The following is a 19875-nucleotide window of genomic DNA, read 5'->3' on the forward strand; positions in this document are numbered from 1 at the left end:
GAGGGGAGAGGGAGCAAGGCAAGGGACTTGGTCGTCGAGTTACATCGACTTGCCGGCAGGCTGGTCAGGCTTCTTGTCGTTGCCTTCGATGTACGGGCTCCACGGCTTGGCCTTCACCGGACCCGGCGTCTTCCACACCACGCCGAACTGCCCGTCGGCCTTGATCTCGCCGATGAACACGCTCTTGTGCAGGTGATGGTTCTTCTCGTCCATCTTCGAGACGATGCCCGAGGGGGCCGTGAAGGTCTGGCCGGCCATCGCCGCGATCACCTTGTCGGTGTCGGTCGACTTGGCCTTCTCCACTGCTTGCTTCCACATGTGGATGCCGATCCAGGTGGCTTCCATCGGGTCGTTGGTGAGCGGCTTGTCCTTGTGGCCGGCGATGTTCTTGGCCTTGGCGTAGTCGCCCCACTGCTTGATGAACGCCGTGTTGGTCGGGTTCTTGATCGACATGAAGTAGTTCCATGCGGCCAGGTGACCCACGAGCGGCTTGGTGTCCACGCCGCGCAGTTCTTCTTCGCCCACCGAGAAGGCGACGACCGGCACGTCCTTGGCCTTCAGGCCCGCGTTGCCCAGTTCCTTGTAGAAGGGCACGTTGGAGTCGCCGTTGATGGTCGAGACCACCGCCGTCTTGCCGCCGGCCGAGAACTTCTTGATGTCGGCAACGATGGTCTGGTAGTCGCTGTGGCCGAAGGGGGTGTACTTCTCGTCGATGTCGGTGTCCTTCACGCCCTTGCTCTTGAGGTAGGCGCGCAGGATCTTGTTGGTGGTGCGGGGGTACACGTAGTCGGTGCCCAGCAGCACCCAGCGCTTGGCGCCGCCGCCCTCCTTGCTCATCAGGTAGTCGACGGCCGGAATGGCTTGCTGGTTGGGCGCGGCGCCCGTGTAGAACACGTTCTTGGAGAGTTCTTCACCCTCGTACTGCACGGGGTAGAACAGCAGGCCGTTCATTTCCTCGACCACCGGCAGCACCGACTTGCGTGACACCGAGGTCCAGCAGCCGAAGATCACCGAGACCTTGTCCTGGCCGAGCAGCTGCTTGGTCTTCTCGGCGAACAGCGGCCAGTTGGAGGCCGGGTCGACCACCACGGGCTCGAGCTGCTTGCCCAGCACGCCGCCCTTCTTGTTGATGTCGTCGATGGCCATCAGCACCGTGTCTTTCAACACGGTTTCCGAGATGGCCATCGTGCCCGACAGCGAGTGCAGCACGCCGACCTTGATGGTGTCGGCGGCAAATGCGGGCGCAGCACCAATGCTGGCCAGCGCGACGGCGGCGGTGAGCGCCTGAAGGGTGAAACGACGTTGCATGTGGACTCCTGCTCCGGGTTGATTGAACCGTTCGACAGCACAGGGCTGGCGATGGAGAGGAGTCTGCGGAACGCACCACCAAGGGGAAATACGCCGGGTGGCGTACACGGAGGTACTCAGGCGGGAGGGCGGGCCGGGAAAGCGGGCTTTCCTTCGTCCGGCTTGTCGGCACGACGGCACATGTCCTCGGGAAAGCCAGCCTCGAACTCGTCGCCGTTGATCCTGGCTTCTCTCGCCCAGGTGCAGGCACTGGCGAAGTCGTTCTTCAGGTAGTGCACGAACGCCATGTGGGAGCGCGCGTTGCGCGCCATCGGCGAGATCCGGAGCGCCTTGTTCAACTCGGCCTGGCTTTCATCGAGCCGCTTCTCCATCCAGAGAAACTTGCCGTAGTCGACAAAGACCTCGGCGTCGACTTTCTGCTTCGACGTGGCCACTCGGAAGAGGCGCTCGACCTCGGACGTGGTGCCGTCGCGATCCGCCATGATCAACGCGAAGCCGTGGTAAATGTTGCCGTTCTCGGGGTCCAGCAGCCAGGCCTGGTTGAAGCGCGCCATGGCGGTTGTCATGTCTCTCTTGCTCCAGGCCGTCCAGCCCCGCCCGAGCGCCTGTTTCGCGCCCTCGGCGCGGGAGAGGCCCCGCTTCTCCATCGATGCGATGAAGTCGGCATCGGCGTTCTTCATTGCTTCTGTTTTCGCGCGACCGCCGTACATCGGCAACTGGTTGATCGGCAGCGGGTCGGCGGATGCGACAGCCGCGGTGAGCAGCAACGAGGCTGCGATGGCGATCCAAAGACGTTTCATTCGAGTCTCCCTATTCGTTCTTGATGAATGGACAGGGCAGGCTAGTGAGCGCCTTGCGGCGCGGGCCGCCAAATCGGGGAAGCATCGCCACGCGATACCCGAGGGCCCCCTCGGCAAGACGCAAGCTTTACTGGCCAGGCTCCGGATACTTCTGGGCATTGACGACCATCTTGCGCCGCGCCGCGTCGATCAGGTCGATGCCCAGCTTGTCGGCAAGCTGCAGGAGATAGAGAAAGACGTCCGCCATCTCGGCACCGACTTCGTCGCGTTGCTCAGCCCCGAGTGATCGGCTCTGCGCTTCGGTGAGCCATTGAAAGTGTTCGAGCAGTTCGGCCGCCTCCACCGACAGCGCAGAGGCGAGATTCTTCGGGGAATGAAACTGCTCCCAGTCCCTCGCCTGGGCGAAGTCGCGCAAGTCTTGAGTCAGTCGTTGCAGATCGGTGGCCATGCGTGTCGTTCCTGTGGTGCGGAACGAGTGTGGCATGAGGCGAAAAGCCCAGATTGGGCATGGCGCTACCCAATCTGGGTAAGACGCCGGCGGCGAGTCATCGAATCGCTTCTGCGCCCCGGCCATGGCGGGCACCTCGCCAATGCAACACCGCCACGAGCAACGCCGACACCATCAGATAAACCAGCGCCACGCCGAACGCCGACGTGTAATCCGCCTCGCGCCCCAGCCGCCCATAAAACAAGATCCCGATCAACGCCACCCCCAGCGCATTGCTCGCCTGCTGCACCATCGACAGCACGCCCGACGCCACACCCGCGTGCTGCGGTGGCAGGCCGGCGAGCACGGTGGACACCAGCGGCGCCATCACCATGCCGAGCCCCGCGCCCTGCACGAACAGCAGCGGCACCGTCCACGCCACGACGTGCGTGTGGCCCGGCCAGCCGGCCACGTTGACGCACTGCAGCGCATGCCCCGCCGCGAGCACAAGGGCGCCGAGTGCGATCGGTGGCTTGCCGCCGAAGCGGCGGGCGATGCGGGCGCCGGCCATCGAGGTCGCGAAGAAACCGACGGCCAGTGCGGTGAAGACGATGCCGGAGCTGAGCGGGCCCAGCGCCAACCCCTGCTGCAGATACAGCGCGAGCACGAAGTAGAACGAGGCGGTGCCCGCATAGAAGGCCAGCGTGGTGAGCAGCCCCGTCACAAAGCGGCGGTTCGCGAGCAGCACCGGCGCCACCAGCGGTGCGCCGCCGCGTGCCGCGAGGCGGCGCTGCTGGCTCGCGAAGAAGCCCCACAGCGGCACGGCAGCGGCCAGGCACAGCCAGCTCCACAGCGGCCAGCCCTGCTGGCGCCCTTCGACCAGCGGCAGCACCACGGCGACCGAGCCGACCGCGACCAGTGAAACGCCCGCCAGATCGAGCCGGCTGCTGCCACTGCCCTGTGTCAAAGGCGGTACCACACGCGGCGCGAGCACCAGCGCCAGCAGGCCGATGGGCACGTTGATGAGGAAGCAGCTGCGCCAGCCGAGCCCCGCGAGGTCGGCATGGATCAGCACGCCGCCCACCAGCTGCCCCAGCGTGGCGCCCAGGCCCAGCGTGAGCCCGTAGGCCGCGAAGGCGCGTGCCCGGTCTTCGCCCGTGTAGGCGAGACCGATCATTGCGAGCACCTGCGGTTGCAGCAGCGCACCGGCCAGGCCTTGCAACACGCGCGCGGCCACGAGCAGCTCGGCGTTCGGCGCCACGCCGCAGGCGGCCGAGGCGAGCGTGAACAGCAGCAGGCCGAGCATGAACATGCGGCGCCGGCCGAACAGGTCGCCCAGCCGGCCGCCCGTGACCAGCCCCGCGGCGGTGGCCAGGCCATAGCCCGCGACAACCAGCTGCAGCGTGCCCGCGCTGGCCTGCAGGTCGTGCTGCATCGACGGCAGCGCGACGTTGACGATGAAGAAGTCGAGCACCACCAGGAAGGTGCCGCTGAGCATGACCCACAGGCCCAGCGGTCCAGGCGTGGCGGAGGCGATCGATGAAGCAGAAGCGGCAGGGTTCGACGAGGTCATGGCCCCACTGTCGGCACAGGCGGGCATCGCGGCAATGACCTGAGAGGTCATGCGCCCAGCGCGTCAGGCGCTCAGCGCGGTCGCTTGAACTGCGCGGCCGCAAAGGCCCACGCCATGCGCGTCGCATCGGGCCCGATCGGGTCGCTGAACAACAGCCCCCGCGCGCCGCCGCTCCACGAGTGATCGAGCCCCGCGATCTCGCACAGCGAGACCAGGGTGCGGCCCTGGCGCTTGAAGTCGGTCACGCGCATGGCGCGGCGCTGGCCGCGCTGCAGGTCGCGCGGCAGGCCGGCGTGCGCGCCCACGGCGGTGGCCCACACGGCCGCGCTGCTCACGGCGTTGCTGGGCGCGACCACGGCGTCGGCGTCGCCGTGCAGCACCAGCAGGGGCGGCAGCGTCGAGAAGACGGCCGCAGCGCCCATCGCCTTGCCGACCGCGGTGACGGGCATCGGCGGCACGTGCTGTCCGCGCATCGCGCCGAGCGCGGTGGCCGATGACTTGGCGGCGCCGGGCGCGACGCCCGAGTGCATGACCACGGCGCGAAAGCGGTTCGCATAGCGCGTGGCCAGCAGCGCCGCCATGCTCGCACCCGCCGACAGGCCGACCACGGCCACGCGGTCGCGGTCCACGGGGTACAGCATGCAGGCCTGGTCGACGGCAGCCATCAGCGTGGCGGCCTCGGCGTCGGCCTTGCCGGAGCGGCGCTCGTACCAGTTCCAGCAGCCCTGCGGATGGGCGATGCGGTCTTGTTCGGGGTAGAGGACGAGAAAGCGCTCACGCACCGCGAGTGCGTTCATGCGCGTGCTGGCTGCGAAGTCGCGCCCGGTCTGGCCGCAGCCGTGCAGCATGACCAAGAGCGGGAGTTTCTCGCCGGGCTGCAGCACCAGGTCGGCCGGACGGAACAGGTGATAGCCGCGCGCGCCGCCCGCGCCCATCGCCATGCCGCTGAGCCAGTCGCCCTTGCCGGGCGGCGGCTTGAGCCGCTTGGCAGTGGCGCGTTGCACCTGGCCGGCCACGCGCTTGCCGTTGCTCAGCGTGAGCTTGGTGAGCGCCTTCAGGTTGCGCTCGTAAGCGCGGGCGAAGAAGGAAGCGGTGGAGCGACGGGCCATGGCGCAGTGTGCAGGCAAAAGCGCCATGCGGCCAAGCAGCCGCTGCTGAACCTCAGTAGATCTCCGGCACGATCATGTTGGCGGGCACGGGCTGACGCAGGTAGTCGTCGTGCCGCTCGCGTGCAGGCAGCTCGACCGGCGCGTGCGCCACTTCCTGGTAGGGCAACTGGCCCAGCAGGTGGCTGATGCAGTTCAGGCGCGCCTTCTTCTTGTCGACCGCCTGCACCACCCACCACGGTGCCTCCGGGATGTGGGTGCGCTCCAGCATGATCTCTTTGGCCTTGGTGTATTCCTCCCAGCGGCGGCGGCTTTCGAGGTCCATGGGGCTGAGCTTCCATTGCTTGAGCGGATCGTGGATGCGGCCCAGGAAGCGCATGTGCTGCTCGTCGTCGGTGATGGAGAACCAGTACTTGATGACCTTGATGCCCGAGCGCACGAGCATCTTTTCGAACTCGGGCACGGTGCGGAAGAATTCTTCGTACTCGTCGTCGCTGCAGAAGCCCATCACGCGTTCGACGCCGGCGCGGTTGTACCAGCTGCGGTCGAACAGCACCATCTCCCCGGCGGCCGGCAGGTGCGCCACGTAACGCTGGAAGTACCACTGCGTGCGTTCGCGGTCGTTGGGTGCGGGCAGTGCGGCCACGCGGGCCACGCGCGGGTTGAGGCGCTGGGTGATGCGCTTGATGACACCGCCCTTGCCCGCCGCGTCGCGACCTTCAAAAAGAATGACCACCTTCTGCTTGCTGTGCTGCACCCAGTCCTGCAGCTTGACCAGTTCGCCCTGCAGGCGGAACAGCTCCTTGAAATAGGCCTGGCGCGCCGCCTTGTCGGTCGAGGTGTTGGAAGTGGCGGCGTCGAGGCCGTCGAAGTTGCGGTCTTCGATTTCCAGCTCGAGCTCTTCGTCGTAGCTGTCGATCAGGTCGCGGGCGATGCGTTGCATCAGGTCTTCGTGGTCGGGAAGTGCGCTCGTCAGCATGATGAGAAGGGGCAAGAGTGGCGGGTAGACAAAAAGCATGCTGCACCCGCCGCATGACGGCGGCGTGACGGTTTTGCGGCTGTTTTCTGTAAGCCGACACGCCGTTGTCACATGGCACGAACACCATCCGGGGCACGCTGGCAGCCCATCAACCGGGCGGGCGCCTGTTGTTCCTACGTCTTTTCTGACCACGCACCTTGTCGGTATTTCATGACCTCGCCGCGCAGTCCTATGGCGGCGACGAAGCCGGGCTGATCTGCGGCTACCTGTTCGATGCCGCGGCGCCGGAGCCCGCGCGGGCGATCGATTCGGCGCAGGCCGCGGCGTGGCTGGCAGATGCCGGCACGCTCGGCGACAGCGGCGCCTACGTGTGGCTGCACTTCAACCTCAGCCATGCGCATGCGGAGCGCTGGCTGGTTCGGCACGCGGCGCTGTCGGACACCTTCTACGAGACGTTGCACGAAGGCCTGCCTTCCACGCGCATCGAGCGCGCGGACGATTCGCTGATCGCGGTCATCAACGACGTGCACTTCGAGTTCAGCTTCGAGCCCTCGGACATTTCCACGCTGTGGATCAGCGTCGGCCCGCGCCTGGTGGTCACGGCGCGCACCAAGCCGCTGCGCTCAGTCGACGCGCTGCGCACGGCCGTGAAGGCGGGCGAGGCGCCGCGCTCCAGCACCGAGCTGCTCGAGCACCTGCTGCGCGCGCAGGCCGACGTGCTGGTGAAGATCGTGCGCGGCGTCACCTCGCGCATCGACCGCATCGAAGACGAACTGCTGGCCGGCCGCCTGGACCACAAGCGCGCGCGGCTGGGCGTGCTGCGCCGGCTGCTGGTGCGGCTGCAGCGGCTGCTGGCGCCCGAGCCGGCCGCCCTGTTCCGCCTGTTGCAGGGCCCGCCGGCCTGGATGGCCGAGGCCGACGCACAGGAGCTGCGCGGCTCGACCGAGGAGTTCTCGGTGGTGCTGCGCGACATGCAGGCGCTGCAGGAACGCATCAAGCTGCTGCAGGAAGAAATCGCGGCCAACGTCAACGAGGACAACAACCGCAGCCTGTTCGTGCTGACGGTGGTCACGGTGCTGGCGCTGCCGATCAACATCCTGGCCGGCCTGTTCGGCATGAACGTCGGCGGCATCCCGCTGGCGGAGCACCGGCACGGTTTCTGGATCGTGGTGGCGATCGTTGCCACCTTCACCGCCGTAGCTGCATGGACGGCTTTTCGCAAGAAGCGCTGAGCCGCATGCCCAGTCGCATTAATGCTATTTATTTAGTAGCAGCTTCCATAGCATCCATGCGCCCGCGTCAATATTCCAGACCCCCTAGAATGGCGGGGTGTCTTCCACTCTCAATGCCGATCTTCACTGCCACTCCGTGGTCTCCGACGGCACATTGACGCCCGAAGCGCTGGCCGCACGCGCCGCCGCCAACGGGGTCGAGCTCTGGGCCCTCACCGACCACGACGAGGTCGGCGGCCAGCACCGCGCCGCTGCGGCCGCGCGCGAGAACGGCATGCGCTACCTCACGGGCACCGAGATCTCGGTGACCTTCGCGAACCAAACCGTGCACATCGTCGGCCTGGGCTTCGACCCCGACGACGCCGCCATGTCGCAGGGCCTGTACGACACGCGCGGCGGCCGCGGCAAGCGCGCACAGGAAATGTCCGAGGGGCTGGCCAAGGTCGGCATCCTCGGCGCCTACGAAGGCGCGCTCAAGTTCGTCGGCAACCCCGAGCTGATTTCGCGCACGCACTTCGCGCGCTTCTTGGTCGAGCAGGGCCACTGCCGCGACACCCCCGAGGTGTTCCGCAAGTTCCTCACCGAAGGCAAGCCGGGCTACGTGCCGCACCGCTGGGCCTCGCTGAAAGACGCCGTGCACTGGATCACCGCCGCCAAGGGCATGGCCGTGATCGCGCACCCGGGCCGCTACAAGTTCACGGCCAACGAGGAGTACGCGCTGTTCCTCGAATTCAAGGCGCATGGCGGCCAGGCGATCGAGGTCGTCACGGGCAGCCACACGCCGGCCGAGTTCGTCGAGTACGCCGACAAGGCGCTCGAGTTCGATTTCGCCGCCTCGCGCGGCAGCGATTTCCACAGCCCCGACGAGAGCCACTGCGATCTCGGCAAGCTGCCACCGTTGCCCGGCGCCCTCACGCCGGTGTGGGAACTGCTCGGCCACCGCATCCAGCAGTGAGCCAGAGCCCCGGGCCCGGCACCGACAACGCGGCCAGCGCCGCGCTGGCCCAGGCACGCGCCGCAGCGCAAACCAGCCGTCGCACCGAGTCCGAACGCATCCTCGCGGGCATCGGGCTGGTCATTCTTGCGGTGGCCTGCTTCGCCACGCTCGACACCGCCACCAAGTACTCGACGCTCGCCGTGCCCGTGCTCATGGGCGTGTGGTTCCGCTACGCCTTCCAGGCCGTGGCCACCACGCTGGTGCTGCTGCCGCTGCGCGGCACGGCCCTGCTGCGCACGCAGCACCCGCGCTACCAGGCGCTGCGCGGGGCGCTGCTGCTGGGCTCGAGCCTCTTTGCCTTTTTCAGCCTGCGCTACATGCCGCTGGCCGAGTTCACATCGATCGTGCTGATCGCACCGCTGGTGATCACGTTGCTGGCGGCCACCACGCTCAAGGAGCAGGTGTCGCCGCTGCGCTGGACGCTGGTGGCGGGCGGCTTCATCGGCACGCTGGTCATCCTGCGGCCGGGCGGCGGCAGCTTCAGCTGGGCCGTGCTGCTGCCGCTGGGGCTGGTGCTGACCAACGCCTGGTTCCAGGTGCTCACCAGCAAGCTCGCGCAGACCGAGAACCCGCTGACCATGCACTTCTACACGGGCTGGGTCGGCACGCTGCTGGCCTCGGTGGCCGTGCCTTTCGCCTGGACCGCCCTGCCCTCGTGGGAATGGTGGGCGCTGCTGTGTCTCATGGGTTTCATGGGCACGGTGGGACACTTCATGCTGATCCTGGCCTACCAGCGCGCGCCGGCCTCCACCCTCACCCCGTACCTGTACGCGCAGATCGCCTTTGCGATGCTGGGCGGCTGGCTCATCTTTTCCCACGTGCCCGACCGTTTTTCGCTGATCGGCATGGCGATGATCGCCGTGTGCGGCGCCGCCGGCGCGTGGCTCACCGTGCGCGAGCGGCGTGTGCCGATCGAACCCGCGGAATCCTGATCAGGAGATCTTCCTCATGGCCCAGTACTTCGAAGTCCATCCCGAGAACCCCCAGCAGCGCCTGCTGAAGCAGGCCGTGGCGCTGCTCGCGCGCGGCGAGATCGTGGCCGTGCCCACCGACTCCAGCTACGCGCTGGCCTGCCACCTGGACGACAAGGACGCGGTCGACCAGCTGCGCCGCATCCGCCAGGTCGACGACAAGCACCACCTCACGCTGCTGTGCCGCGACCTCAGCGAGCTGGCCAACTACGCGCGCGTCGACAACAAGCAGTACCGCCTGCTGAAGGCCGCCACGCCAGGCCCTTACACCTTCCTGCTCGAAGCCACCAAGGAAGTGCCGCGCCGCGTGAGCCATCCGCAGCGCAAGACCATCGGCCTGCGCGTGCCTGACCACAAGGTGCTGCTGGAGCTGCTGGCGCTGCACGGCGCGCCGCTCTTGGCCACCACCCTCATCGCGCCCGGCGAGACCGAGGCGCTGAACGACGCGCAGGAAATCCGCGAGCGCTTCGAGAAGCAGATCGGCGCCGTCATCGACGCCGGCGCCTGCGCTTCGCAGCCGACCACCGTGGTCGACCTCACGCCCATGGGCACGGGCGACGACCCGGTCGTGGTGCGCCAGGGCCGGGGTGCACTCGCGGTGCTTGGCCTCTGACGAACGGCTCGGCCGCCCCATTCCTCTCTGACACAATCGCGCAGTGGATATTTCCAATCTGATACAGACGGTCCTGATTTACGCACTGCCGGTGATCTTCGCGATCACCGTGCACGAAGCGGCGCACGGCTACGTGGCGCGCCACTTCGGGGACAACACCGCCGCCATGATGGGCCGCGTGACGCTCAACCCGCTGAAGCACATCGACCCCATCGGGACCATCCTGATGCCGCTGATGCTGTACTTCGCGACCTCGGGCGCTTTCCTGTTCGGCTATGCCAAGCCGGTGCCGGTCAACTTCAATCGCCTGCGCCATCCCAAGCGCGACATGATCTGGGTCGCGCTCGCGGGCCCGGCATCGAACTTCATCCAGGCCATCCTGTGGGCCGTGCTGCTGATCGCGATCGTCGCGGCCGGCGTCAATGAAACCTTTTTCATCAAGATGTGCCAGGGCGGCGTGCTGGTCAACCTCGTGATGTGGGCCTTCAACCTGTTCCCGCTGCCCCCGCTCGACGGCGGCCGCGTGCTGGCCGGCCTGCTGCCCAGCGGCCCGGCGCAAAACTTCCTGGCGCGCATCGAGCCCTACGGTTTCTTCATCGTGATGGCGCTGGTGATTGCCGGCATCGTCAGCACCTACTGGCTGCGCCCGCTGATGGATGCCGGCTACTTCGTGATCAACCTGCTCATCACGCCGCTCAAGGCAATGCTGCTCTAAGTTTCTCCTTCCGTCACATGGCTTCGTCTTCTCCCGCTCCCCTGCGCGTCCTGACCGGCATCACGCCGTCGGGCACGCCGCACCTCGGCAACTACGTCGGCTCGATCCGCCACTCGGTGCGCCAGAGCGTCGCGGCCGGCGTCGAGAGCTACTTCTTCCTGGCCGACTACCACGCACTCATCAAGGTGCAGGAGCCCGCGCTCATCCAGCGCTCCACGCTCGAAATTGCGGCCAGCTGGCTGGCCTGCGGGCTCGACCCCGAACGCGTCACGTTCTATCGCCAATCGGACATCGCCGAGATCACCGAGCTCACCTGGTTCCTGACCTGCGTCACCGGCAAGGGCGTGCTCAACCGCGCCCATGCCTACAAGGCCCAGCTCGACAAGAACATCGCCAAGGGCGAAGAGCCCGACGCCGACGTCACGGCGGGCCTGTTCATGTACCCCGTGCTGATGGGCGCCGACATCCTGATGTTCAACGCCCACAAGGTGCCCGTGGGCCGCGACCAGGTGCAGCACATCGAGATGGCGCGCGACATGGCGCAGCGCTTCAATCACCAGTACGGCGAGCACTTCACGCTGCCCGACGCCGAGATCGACGATGCGGTCGCCACCTTGCCCGGCCTCGACGGCCGCAAGATGAGCAAGAGCTACAACAACACGATCCCGCTGTTCGCGCCGCGCGCGCAGCTGCAAAAGCAGATCGCCAGCATCGTCACCGACTCGCGCGCGCCCGGCGAGCCCAAGGACACCGAGGGCTCGGCCCTGTTCCAGATCTACCAGGCCTTCGCCAGCGCCGAAGAAACCGAAGCCCTGCGCAAGGCGTACGCCGACGGCATCGCCTGGGGCGACGCCAAGCAGGTGCTGTTCGAGCGCATCGACCGCGAAGTGGCGCCGCTGCGTGCGCGCTACGAGGCGCTCATGAACGACCCGGCCGAGATCGAGCGCATCCTGCTGCTGGGCGCCGAGAAGGCGCGCAAGCTGTCGCGCCCCTTCATGACCTCGCTGCGCCACGCGGTCGGCCTGCGCAACCTCGCGGCAGGCCGCGACGGCGGCGGCACCAAGGCTGCCAAGGTGGCAAAGCCCAGCTTCAAGCAATACCGCGAGAAGGCCGACGGCCTTTTCTATTTCAAGCTGCTCGATGCGCGCGGCGAAACCCTTTTGCAAAGCCGTGGATTCGCGTCACCGCAGGAAGCGGGCCGTACCATCGCCGACTTGCAGGCGCAACGCGGCGCGGCGCTCACAGTACTGGCCGCGCAGCTCGAACCGGTCGACGCGCAACAGGCTCGCGCCGCCACCGAGGCGCTGGAGGCACTGGCGGAGGCAACGTCCACCACTCAGGGACATTGATCCGGCAACAACCCGCGGGCCATCCGCCGGCGGGTGTGACAAGAGAGAAGACGGTGCGATCACAAAGGAAGAAAACATGAGCATTTATGTCATCGACGACCACCCCCTGATGCGCGACGCGATCGTGATGGTCCTGCGTCGCCTGCGCCCCGCCGAGAACATCGTCGAGCTCGAGCGGCTCGACAAGCTCGCCAGTTCGGTCCAGCAGCGTGGCGCGCCCACCCTTTTCTGCCTGGACCTGAAGCTGCCGGACACCAATGGCGTCTCGGGCGTGATCGCGGTCAAGCAGGTCTATCCGAACGTGCCGATCGCCGTGTATTCGGCGGCCCCGGCTGCCGACATGGAAGACGCCTGCATCGAGGCCGGCGCTGATACCTACATCGAGAAGTCGGCCAGCTCCAACGAGCTGGCAGCCGCCCTGCGCGGCCTGCTGATGGCCGGGTCGGAAGACGACACCGAAGAGATGCCGGCCGCCAACAGCGGCAAGCTCTCCAAGCGCCAGACCCAGCTGATTGCCATGCTCGACAAGGGCATGAGCAACCGCGACATCGCGACCGACCTGGAGATCAGCGAACACACGGTGAAGGTGCACCTGTGGCGCCTGTTCCGCCGTCTGGGCGTGAAGAGCCGTACGCAGGCCCTTCACTATGCACGGACGAATGGCCTGCTGTCCGGCTGAGCCCGCGAAGCTGCTGGCTTGATCAGGAACCGCGCCTCGTGCGCGGTTTTTTCATGGGCGGCGCGAGAGCGCTTGAGGGCGACCGCTCAGCCGCCCGACGCACTCACCCGCGCCTGCGCCACCGCCTCGTCCGCATCGTGCAGCGCCACGCGGAACACGCTGCCGCTGCCCAGGCGCGAGCGCACGCTGACGGGGTGGCCCAGCACGTGCGACAGGCGCGCGACGATGGCCAGGCCGAGGCCGAAGCCGTCGGAGGTGCCGGCATGGTCCGCGACCTTGTAGAACTCCAGGAACACGTCGCGCAGGTGCTCGGGCGCGATGCCGATGCCCGTATCCCACACCTCCACGCGCATGCCTTCGGGGGTCTGGCGCGCAGCCAGCAGCACGCCGCCTTCGGTCGTGTACTTGATGGCGTTGGCGAGCAGGTTGCCGATCATGCGGCGCACGCGGATCGGGTCGGTGAGGAACGAGCCCTCGGTCACGTGCACGCGGAAGTCCAGGCCCCGGCTCTCGGCCACGGGGCGGTACTGCAGCTCGAGGTCGTGCAGCAGCTCGGCCACGTCGACGCGCTCGATGTGCAGCCGCACCTGGCCCGCGTCGATGCGCGCCAGGTCGAACATGGAGTCGAACAGCGCGTTCACCGCGTGGGTGGCGCGCACGATCTTCGGGGCGAGTTCGAGCACCAACTCGGGCTCGTTGCGCAGCCAGTCGGCGTACAGCGACAGCGCCAGCACGGGCTGGCGCATGTCGTGCGCGGCGCTGGCCAGGAAGCGGTTCTTCATGGCCACGGCCGACACCGCCGCCTGCCGCTGCTGCGTGAGCGACTTGATCAGGATGTGGTTGTGGAACAGCAGCTCCAGGCTGTTGCGTGCGGTCTCATGGATGTTGCGGCCGGCGCGCAGCAGCAGGAACCAGTGCAGCGCCGGCAGCAGCGGCATGAGGTAGCCGTACTGGAACTGCGGGCTCTGCAAGGTCACGGCCACGAGACGCACCAGCACCGCGCCGAGCATGGTGATGAACAGCGTGTTGACGTAGCGCTTGAGCAGCGGCGGGTGCAGCGCCAGCCCGTTGAGCGGGAAGGTGCCCACGCCGGCCACGATGAGCCAGCTCATGAACTGGTTGACCTGCGGCGTGCGCTCGAAGAAGAGCAGCACCGAGCAACCCCAGACCACCGCGCTGGTGCTCCACACGAAGCCGTAGCGGTCGGTGAACTGCTGCTGCGCGACCGCGCTGCGTCCGGCATAGCGCACGGCGTACACGCGCGCGCCCCAGGCCCGGCAGGTGGTGGCGATGATGCCCGCGGCCAGCCAGGTCAGCAGCTCCCAGCGGGGCACGTGGCCCCAGCTGAGGCCGACCATGGCGGGCATGAGCGCCGCCGACACGATGTAGGACCCGCGCGCCGAACGCATCAGGCTGCGGATGAGTTCCCCACGCACCCACGACTCGGCCTCGTCGGCCGACGCCGGAGCGGGTGTCACGCTTGCGATCGACGCATTCGCCATGGATGCATGACCGTGGTTGATGCGGCCAAACCAGAGAAAGATGGAGACAGACGCCTGCGCAGGCGCCAGAAGTTCGCGATCTTAACGGCCTGTCGGCCATGGTTTCGGGAAGTAACCGCAGAAAATCCGCCGGCCCCGCGCAGCGGTCTGTCGCGATGCCCCGATTACCATGGCGCCTGACGCCACACACCGCACGCCATGCTGAACAACATCACCCCTTTTCTCGTCCACTGGGCCATCACCGGCATCTCGCTGTGGGTCGCCAGCCACCTCTTCAAGGGACTCAAGTTCGACAGCACCGCGGCGCTGATCGTGTCGGCGCTGCTGCTCGGCCTGGCCAACGCCGTCGTCAAGCCGCTGCTGATCTTCCTGACGCTGCCGCTGACGTTGCTGACCTTCGGCCTGTTCCTGCTGGTCATCAACGCGCTGATGGTCATGCTGGTCGCCGCGCTGGTGAAGGGCTTCAAGGTGTCGGGCTTCTGGACCGCCCTGTTCGCGAGCATCTTCATCTCGCTGCTGAGCATCCTCATCGGCTCGTTCGTGACCGGCGGCGATCCGGCCGAGCAGATCCAGATGCCGCAGGGCGGCAACTGGCTCTGAGCGAGCCCCGCCTTTCTCGCGGGCCCTACCCGTTGCGCGCGAAATGCGCCGCGCCCTTCGGAATCAGTGGGACGACCGGTGCGGCTTCGCGGGGAACCCGTGCGCACGCGATGTCCAGGCAATCAGAAGGCCGGGAAGCAACAGCGCCAGCAATGCCCATGGAAAAGCGCCGACGCCCGATGTCTCCAGCAGCACGCCACCGACGATGCCGCCGCCCGCAATGGCGATGTTCCACACCGTGACGAGAATGGACTGCGCCACGTCCGCGCCGGGGCCGGCGGCTTCGGCCGACGCGGTCTGCAGCAAGGCCCCGGAGCCGCCGAAGGTGAGCCCCCACACGGCCACCGCGACATAGACCACCACCGGCTGCGTGCCGGCGACGCCCAGGGCCAGCGACGCCAGCGCGAAGCCCGCGAGGGCGAGCAGCACCAGCGAGCGCAGCATGCGGTCGATGAGCAGCCCGCTGATCCAGATGCCCGCCAGCGACGCCACGCCGAAGACCAGCAGCACCGCATCGACCCGATCGGACAGGCCGGCCGGCGCCAGGAACGGCATCACGTAGGTGTAGAGAATGCTGTGCGCCAGCACCCACAGCGCAAGCACGGCCAGCACCGGTCGCACGCCGGGCGTGACGAAGATCCGGCGCACCGGCGCGCGCTTTTCGGCCGCCTGCCCCGGATAGTCGGGCACCTGCAGGAAGACCCAGGCCATCACCGCCAGCGTGAGCAGCGACATGCCGCCGAACGCGGTACGCCAGCCCAGCGTGGCGCCCATCAACGTCCCCAGCGGCACGCCCAGCGACAACGCCAGCGGTGCGCCCAGCCCGGCCACGGCCAGCGCGCGCCCCTTGAGGTGCTCGGGCACCATGCGCCGCGCATAGCCCGCCAGCATTCCCCAGATCAGGCCGCCCGCCATGCCGGCCATGAAGCGCGCAACCAGCGCGACTGCATAGCTCGACGTCAGCGCCGTGAGCGTGTTGAAGGCCAGCACGGCGACCAGCGCCGCGATCAGCAACGGCCGGCGCCGCCAACCCAGCGTGGCCGCCGTCAGCGGAATGGCCGCAACCAGCGAGCCGATGGCATAGAGGGTCACGAACTGGCCCGCGAGCGCTTCCGACACGCCCAGGTCCTGGCTGATGCGCAAGAGCATGCCGGCCGGCATCGTCTCCGTCAGCAGTGCCAGGAAGCCGGTCATCGACAGGGCCAGCAAGGCGGCCACGGGCAGTCGTTCGGTGCGCTTGCCCACGGTGGCGGTTGTGGTGGTCATTCAGTTGTTTTCCATCGTCTGTGCCCGCGTTGGCCGGGTGGCCCGCGTTGGCGTTCACCGCAGTGTGGGCGGGAATGCATCAATGAAAAATGGGCTAAAGTTTCAAATACATATGACTCCGCAGTCATCAATCAAAGTCGCTCCATGGAAAACCTGGGTTCGCTGAACGTCTTCGTTCGCGCCGGCGAAACGCGCAGCTTCACGGCCGCGGGACAGCAGTTGGGCATCTCGGCCTCGGCCGTCAGCAAGGCCATCGTGCGGCTCGAAGAGCGGCTGGGCGTGCGGCTGTTCCATCGCTCCACGCGCACCGTCCACCTGACGCCGGAAGGCGCGCTGTTCCTGGAGCGCTGCCGGCGCATCCTCTGCGAGGTGGAATCGGCCGAAGCGGAACTGCTGCAGACACAGAGCGCACCCCGCGGCAAGCTGCGCATCAGCCTGCCGTCGGTGGGCACGCTGTTCATGCCCAAGCTGGCGGCGTTCAAGCGGCTCTACCCCGACATCGAACTGGACATCGACTACGCCGACCGGCTGGTGGACGTCATCGAGGAAGGCTTCGACGCCGTGATCCGCACCGGCGAGCCCAGCGATTCGCGGTTGATGGCGCGACGCATCGGCTCGTGCCGCAAGGTGATCGTCGGTGCGCCGGCCTACTTTCGCCGGGCCGGCGTGCCGCGCGAACCGCAAGACCTGACAAGCCACGCCTGCCTGCTCTATCGCTTTCCCAGCACCGGCAAGCTGGACGTGTGGCCGCTGGGCCTTGCGGCCGGCTCGCCCCCTGTCGACCTGCCGGCCAGCATGGTGACCAACACGCTCGATCCGCAGGTCTGCTTTGCCGAGCAGGGGCTGGGCATTGCCTGCGTGCCGGAGATCGCCGTGCGCCAGCAACTGGACCAGGGCCGCCTGGTCACGGTGCTGGACGACCACAACCGCGAACACATGATCTTCCACGTGCTGTGGCCGTCGAGCCGGCAGCTGTCGCCCAGGATCCGTGTGTTCGTGGACTTCATCGCGCAGCACCTGTTTCCGCTTTCGGACGCGCGGGAGCAGCCGCTGTGAAGCGAGCCCCGTCACATCGACGCGGGAGGCAACGCCTGAAGATGCGCACGCGAACCTCGACGCGGACGACCCCGAACGGGTCTATTTCAAGTTCGTTCGCTGACCGATCAAGACACCCGGCATTCGCTCAGGTCAGCGCTGCGCGCCTGCCATGTAGTCCACCGTCAGCTGCGTCAGCGTGCGCACGCCCACCAGCAGGCTGGCCTCGTCGACGAAGAAGCGCGGCGAGTGGTTGGGCTCGGCCTTGTTCGCGTCGCGACCGGGCGGCGTGGCGCCGATCATCACGAACAAGCCGGGCGCCTTCTGCGCGAAGAACGAGAAGTCTTCGCCGCCCGTGCCCTTCGGAATCACGACCGGCTTGGCGCCCGGCACGCGCTGCAGGCTGGGCACCATCTTGGCGGTCAGGGCCGCGTCGTTCACGGTGGGGGCGTAGCCGTCGGCCTCGAAGCGGACCTCGGCCGTGCCGCCGCCGCTTTGCGCAATGTGCGAGGCGGTCTCGCCCATGCGCTTGATGATGAACTGGCGCATCTCGTCGTCGTAGGTGCGCAGCGTGCCGCTCATCTCGACCGCGTCGGGAATGATGTTGTAGCGCGTGCCCGCGTTGAAGGTGCCCACGCTGAGCACCGACGGCTCCTTGGTCACGTTGACCTGGCGGCTCGCGATGGTCTGGAAGCCCAGCACAATCTGCGAGCCGAGCACGATCGGGTCGACCCCGCTCCAGGGCTGCGAGCCGTGCGTCTGGCGGCCCTTCACGCTCACCTTGAAGGTGTCCGAACTCGCGGTGATGGGGCCGGGCTTGTAGCCGATCTGCCCGGTGTTCAGCGCCGAAACCAGGTGCAGGCCGAACACCGCGTCGGGCGTGGGCGCATCGAAGGCGCCTTCGGCCAGCATGCGGCGCGCGCCGCCGATCTCGGCGTTGGGCAGCTTCTCCTCGGCCGGCTGAAAGATCAGCTTCACGGTGCCGGGCAACTGCGCCTTCATCGACGCCAGCACCTCGGCCACGCCCATGAGGATCGCCACATGGCCGTCGTGCCCGCAGGCATGCATGACGTCGACATTCGCGAAGCCCCACTGGGCACGCGCCTTGGAGGCGAAGGGCACGTCGACCTGCTCCTTCACGGGCAGCGCGTCCATGTCGGCGCGCAGCGCCACCACCGGGCCGGGCTTGGCGCCGCGCAGCGTGGCGACCACGCCGGTCACGGCCACGCCTTCGCGCACCTCGTAGCCCAACGCCTTCAGGTGGGCCGCCACCAGCGCGGCGGTGCGCTTTTCCTGGTTGCCCAGCTCGGGGTGCTGGTGGATGTCGCGGCGCCAGTCGATCACCTTCTGCTCGATGGCCTTGGAGCGCTCGGCGATCAGCGGGTACAGCGGCACGGCGGCGGCCGGTGCCGCAGCAGCGGCTGGCGCCTCCTGCGCCGAGGCGCACAGGGACGAGACGGCAAGAACGATGGGCAGGCACAGGCGCGCGGCCGGACGGAATCGGTGGGACATGGTGAGGTGTTGTCTGAAGAAGAAGGGAAGGACCCGCCGGGCGGGAGCCCTTCGTCCGCACGGCCCCGTCGGGCCGGCAGCCGATGCGCCCTTGTCTGCCGCCCGACCCCGTGAGCGTAGGAAGACCACCGATTGGCGTCCAATCGCTTTTGCATCGACTGATAATGATTGCCTATTAATGGCTTCCGACACCCCCACGCCCTCTTCCGTGCTGCACGAGCGGCTGCTCGCGCGCTTGCGCCTGCGCCACCTGAAGCTGATCGACGCACTGGCCGCGCACTCGCACCTGCGCCGCGCGGCCGACGCGATCCACATCAGCCAGCCGGCGGCCACGCAGATGCTGCAGGAGGTCGAGAGCCTGATCGACACGCCGCTGTTCGAGCGCCATGCGCGCGGCATGCGCATCACCGAGGCCGGGCGCCTGCTGGCGCTGCATGCGCGCATGGTGATCGACGCGATGCAGGTCGCCAGCGACGGCCTCGCGGCGCTGGCCGCGCAAGAAACCCGCGCACTGCGCATAGGCGCCATCGAGGCGGCCATCGCCAGCGTGCTGCAGCCCGCACTGAACGTGCTGCATGCCAAACACCCCAAGCTGCGCCTGTTCATCGAGGAAGGCAACATCGAACGGCTCACGATCGGCCTGCGCGCAGGCGCTTTCGACGCCGTGCTGCTGCGCCAGCCGGCGCGCGTGCCCGACGCTCACCGCTTCGTGCCGTTGCGCAGCGACTCGGTGGTGGTGATCGCCGGCGTCAATCACCCCGCCGCGCAGCGCAAGCGCCTGCGGCTGCGCGACCTCGCCGACTCGCGCTGGGTGCTGCCGCCCGCGCACTTCGCAGTGCGCCAGGTGATGGAGGCCGCCTGGGCCGCCGAGCAGATCGTGCCGCGCCCGCACGCCATCCAGGTGCTCACGCCGCAGCTGGTGCGCGCCCTGCTCTCGCAGCCCGACGTGGTGGTACCGGTGCCGCGCACCGTGCTCGACCAGCTCGACCGCTCGGCCGTGGTCGAGCTGCCGCTGCGCATGAACGCGCCCATCGCGCCGCTGGGCATCCTCTACCGCACCGACAACGCGGTCGGCCCGCTGGTGCTGCTGGTCGACTTCCTGGTCGCGCAGGCGAAAAAGAAGCCGTAGCCAGGGCGTTTCAGGCGTGTTTCGCGCCAGGGAATCGCCCTGCTTCACACCCGCTTAACTGTCGGGCAGCACACTCGAAGCC

General features: G+C 67.7%; 19 protein-coding genes. 10 read left to right on the plus strand and 9 right to left on the minus strand.

From position 1 onward, the window contains the following. Window positions 1–39: 39 nt before the first annotated feature. From urtA to ppk2, 6 genes are all read right to left on the minus strand, one after another. A complete protein-coding gene (urtA, locus tag IG196_RS22830) occupies window positions 40–1308 on the minus strand; it encodes an urea ABC transporter substrate-binding protein (protein WP_192193130.1) in 1269 nt (422 codons plus the stop codon). A gap of 116 nt (window positions 1309–1424) precedes the next feature. Further along, entirely contained in the window at window positions 1425–2075 is a 651-nt protein-coding gene (locus tag IG196_RS22835) for a tetratricopeptide repeat protein (protein ID WP_225616768.1), read from the minus strand. Window positions 2076–2235: 160 nt separating this feature from the next. Next, window positions 2236–2556: a nucleotide pyrophosphohydrolase gene (locus IG196_RS22840; RefSeq protein ID WP_192193132.1), complete on the minus strand. Its 321-nt coding sequence runs from the start codon at window positions 2554–2556 to the stop codon at window positions 2236–2238. Between the two features lie 97 nt (window positions 2557–2653). After that, window positions 2654–4159 (minus strand): MFS transporter, encoded by a 1506-nt coding sequence (locus IG196_RS22845; protein ID WP_225616769.1) that lies wholly within the window; start codon window positions 4157–4159, stop codon window positions 2654–2656. Between the two features lie 20 nt (window positions 4160–4179). Beyond that, the gene (locus IG196_RS22850) at window positions 4180–5217 is read right to left on the minus strand and encodes an alpha/beta hydrolase family esterase (RefSeq protein WP_192193133.1); all 1038 of its coding nucleotides are present in this window, start codon (window positions 5215–5217) and stop codon (window positions 4180–4182) included. A gap of 52 nt (window positions 5218–5269) precedes the next feature. Continuing rightward, the gene (gene ppk2 / locus IG196_RS22855) at window positions 5270–6193 is read right to left on the minus strand and encodes a polyphosphate kinase 2 (protein ID WP_192197119.1); all 924 of its coding nucleotides are present in this window, start codon (window positions 6191–6193) and stop codon (window positions 5270–5272) included. 197 nt (window positions 6194–6390) lie between these two features. Here ppk2 and IG196_RS22860 point away from each other — a divergent pair, with 197 nt between their 5' ends. From IG196_RS22860 to IG196_RS22890, 7 genes are all read left to right on the plus strand, one after another. After that, entirely contained in the window at window positions 6391–7425 is a 1035-nt protein-coding gene (locus tag IG196_RS22860; RefSeq protein WP_192193134.1) for a transporter, read from the plus strand. Between the two features lie 97 nt (window positions 7426–7522). After that, the gene (locus IG196_RS22865) at window positions 7523–8380 is read left to right on the plus strand and encodes a 3',5'-nucleoside bisphosphate phosphatase (RefSeq protein ID WP_192193135.1); all 858 of its coding nucleotides are present in this window, start codon (window positions 7523–7525) and stop codon (window positions 8378–8380) included. Then, the gene (locus IG196_RS22870) at window positions 8377–9354 is read left to right on the plus strand and encodes a DMT family transporter (RefSeq protein ID WP_101489237.1); all 978 of its coding nucleotides are present in this window, start codon (window positions 8377–8379) and stop codon (window positions 9352–9354) included. Before IG196_RS22865 ends, IG196_RS22870 begins: the two co-directional genes overlap by 4 nt. A gap of 16 nt (window positions 9355–9370) precedes the next feature. Beyond that, a complete protein-coding gene (locus IG196_RS22875; RefSeq protein ID WP_192193136.1) occupies window positions 9371–10006 on the plus strand; it encodes an L-threonylcarbamoyladenylate synthase in 636 nt (211 codons plus the stop codon). Between the two features lie 43 nt (window positions 10007–10049). Then, window positions 10050–10721, plus strand: coding sequence for a site-2 protease family protein (locus IG196_RS22880; RefSeq protein ID WP_192193137.1), 672 nt, complete (start codon window positions 10050–10052; stop codon window positions 10719–10721). Window positions 10722–10738: 17 nt separating this feature from the next. After that, on the plus strand, window positions 10739–12070 hold the full coding sequence (locus tag IG196_RS22885) for a tryptophan--tRNA ligase (RefSeq protein ID WP_192193138.1): 1332 nt from the start codon (window positions 10739–10741) through the stop codon (window positions 12068–12070). A 76-nt stretch (window positions 12071–12146) separates the two neighbouring features. Further along, window positions 12147–12749, plus strand: a complete 603-nt coding sequence (locus tag IG196_RS22890) for a LuxR C-terminal-related transcriptional regulator (protein WP_056578680.1) — start codon at window positions 12147–12149, stop codon at window positions 12747–12749. Between the two features lie 86 nt (window positions 12750–12835). Here the strand turns inward: IG196_RS22890 and shkS are convergent, their stop codons facing one another. Next, window positions 12836–14251 (minus strand): surface-behavior sensor histidine kinase ShkS, encoded by a 1416-nt coding sequence (gene shkS / locus IG196_RS22895; protein WP_101489233.1) that lies wholly within the window; start codon window positions 14249–14251, stop codon window positions 12836–12838. A 198-nt stretch (window positions 14252–14449) separates the two neighbouring features. Between shkS and IG196_RS22900 the strand changes: the two genes are divergently transcribed. Next, on the plus strand, window positions 14450–14851 hold the full coding sequence (locus IG196_RS22900) for a phage holin family protein (protein ID WP_101489232.1): 402 nt from the start codon (window positions 14450–14452) through the stop codon (window positions 14849–14851). A 63-nt stretch (window positions 14852–14914) separates the two neighbouring features. Here the strand turns inward: IG196_RS22900 and IG196_RS22905 are convergent, their stop codons facing one another. After that, on the minus strand, window positions 14915–16117 hold the full coding sequence (locus IG196_RS22905) for an MFS transporter (protein WP_192193139.1): 1203 nt from the start codon (window positions 16115–16117) through the stop codon (window positions 14915–14917). A 144-nt stretch (window positions 16118–16261) separates the two neighbouring features. On the opposite strand from IG196_RS22905, the gene IG196_RS22910 reads away from it, so the two are divergent. Continuing rightward, window positions 16262–17173 carry a LysR family transcriptional regulator gene (locus IG196_RS22910; protein ID WP_192193140.1) on the plus strand — a complete coding sequence of 304 codons (912 nt, stop codon included), beginning with the start codon at window positions 16262–16264 and terminating at the stop codon, window positions 17171–17173. Window positions 17174–17305: 132 nt separating this feature from the next. Here the strand turns inward: IG196_RS22910 and IG196_RS22915 are convergent, their stop codons facing one another. Further along, window positions 17306–18664, minus strand: coding sequence for an amidohydrolase (locus IG196_RS22915; protein WP_192193141.1), 1359 nt, complete (start codon window positions 18662–18664; stop codon window positions 17306–17308). A 178-nt stretch (window positions 18665–18842) separates the two neighbouring features. On the opposite strand from IG196_RS22915, the gene IG196_RS22920 reads away from it, so the two are divergent. Continuing rightward, a complete protein-coding gene (locus IG196_RS22920) occupies window positions 18843–19793 on the plus strand; it encodes a LysR substrate-binding domain-containing protein (protein ID WP_180838876.1) in 951 nt (316 codons plus the stop codon). The last annotated feature ends 82 nt before the right edge of the window (window positions 19794–19875 follow it).

Origin of the sequence: Variovorax sp. 38R (genome assembly GCF_014843395.1) — a bacterium.
GTDB lineage: Bacteria > Pseudomonadota > Gammaproteobacteria > Burkholderiales > Burkholderiaceae_C > Variovorax > Variovorax paradoxus_H.

Excerpts from the sequence above, each read along its gene's own strand:
- urtA (WP_192193130.1), bottom strand. The coding sequence starts at position 1,308 with ATGCAACGTCGTTTCACCCTTCAGGCGCTCACCGCCGCCGTCGCGCTG.
- IG196_RS22840 (WP_192193132.1), bottom strand. The coding sequence starts at position 2,556 with ATGGCCACCGATCTGCAACGACTGACTCAAGACTTGCGCGACTTCGCC.
- IG196_RS22845 (WP_225616769.1), bottom strand. The coding sequence starts at position 4,159 with ATGACCTCTCAGGTCATTGCCGCGATGCCCGCCTGTGCCGACAGTGGG.
- IG196_RS22850 (WP_192193133.1), bottom strand. The coding sequence starts at position 5,217 with ATGGCCCGTCGCTCCACCGCTTCCTTCTTCGCCCGCGCTTACGAGCGC.
- ppk2 (WP_192197119.1), bottom strand. The coding sequence starts at position 6,193 with ATGCTGACGAGCGCACTTCCCGACCACGAAGACCTGATGCAACGCATC.
- IG196_RS22875 (WP_192193136.1), top strand. The coding sequence starts at position 9,371 with ATGGCCCAGTACTTCGAAGTCCATCCCGAGAACCCCCAGCAGCGCCTG.
- IG196_RS22885 (WP_192193138.1), top strand. The coding sequence starts at position 10,739 with ATGGCTTCGTCTTCTCCCGCTCCCCTGCGCGTCCTGACCGGCATCACG.
- IG196_RS22890 (WP_056578680.1), top strand. The coding sequence starts at position 12,147 with ATGAGCATTTATGTCATCGACGACCACCCCCTGATGCGCGACGCGATC.
- shkS (WP_101489233.1), bottom strand. The coding sequence starts at position 14,251 with ATGGCGAATGCGTCGATCGCAAGCGTGACACCCGCTCCGGCGTCGGCC.
- IG196_RS22900 (WP_101489232.1), top strand. The coding sequence starts at position 14,450 with ATGCTGAACAACATCACCCCTTTTCTCGTCCACTGGGCCATCACCGGC.
- IG196_RS22905 (WP_192193139.1), bottom strand. The coding sequence starts at position 16,117 with ATGACCACCACAACCGCCACCGTGGGCAAGCGCACCGAACGACTGCCC.
- IG196_RS22910 (WP_192193140.1), top strand. The coding sequence starts at position 16,262 with ATGGAAAACCTGGGTTCGCTGAACGTCTTCGTTCGCGCCGGCGAAACG.
- IG196_RS22915 (WP_192193141.1), bottom strand. The coding sequence starts at position 18,664 with ATGTCCCACCGATTCCGTCCGGCCGCGCGCCTGTGCCTGCCCATCGTT.
- IG196_RS22920 (WP_180838876.1), top strand. The coding sequence starts at position 18,843 with ATGGCTTCCGACACCCCCACGCCCTCTTCCGTGCTGCACGAGCGGCTG.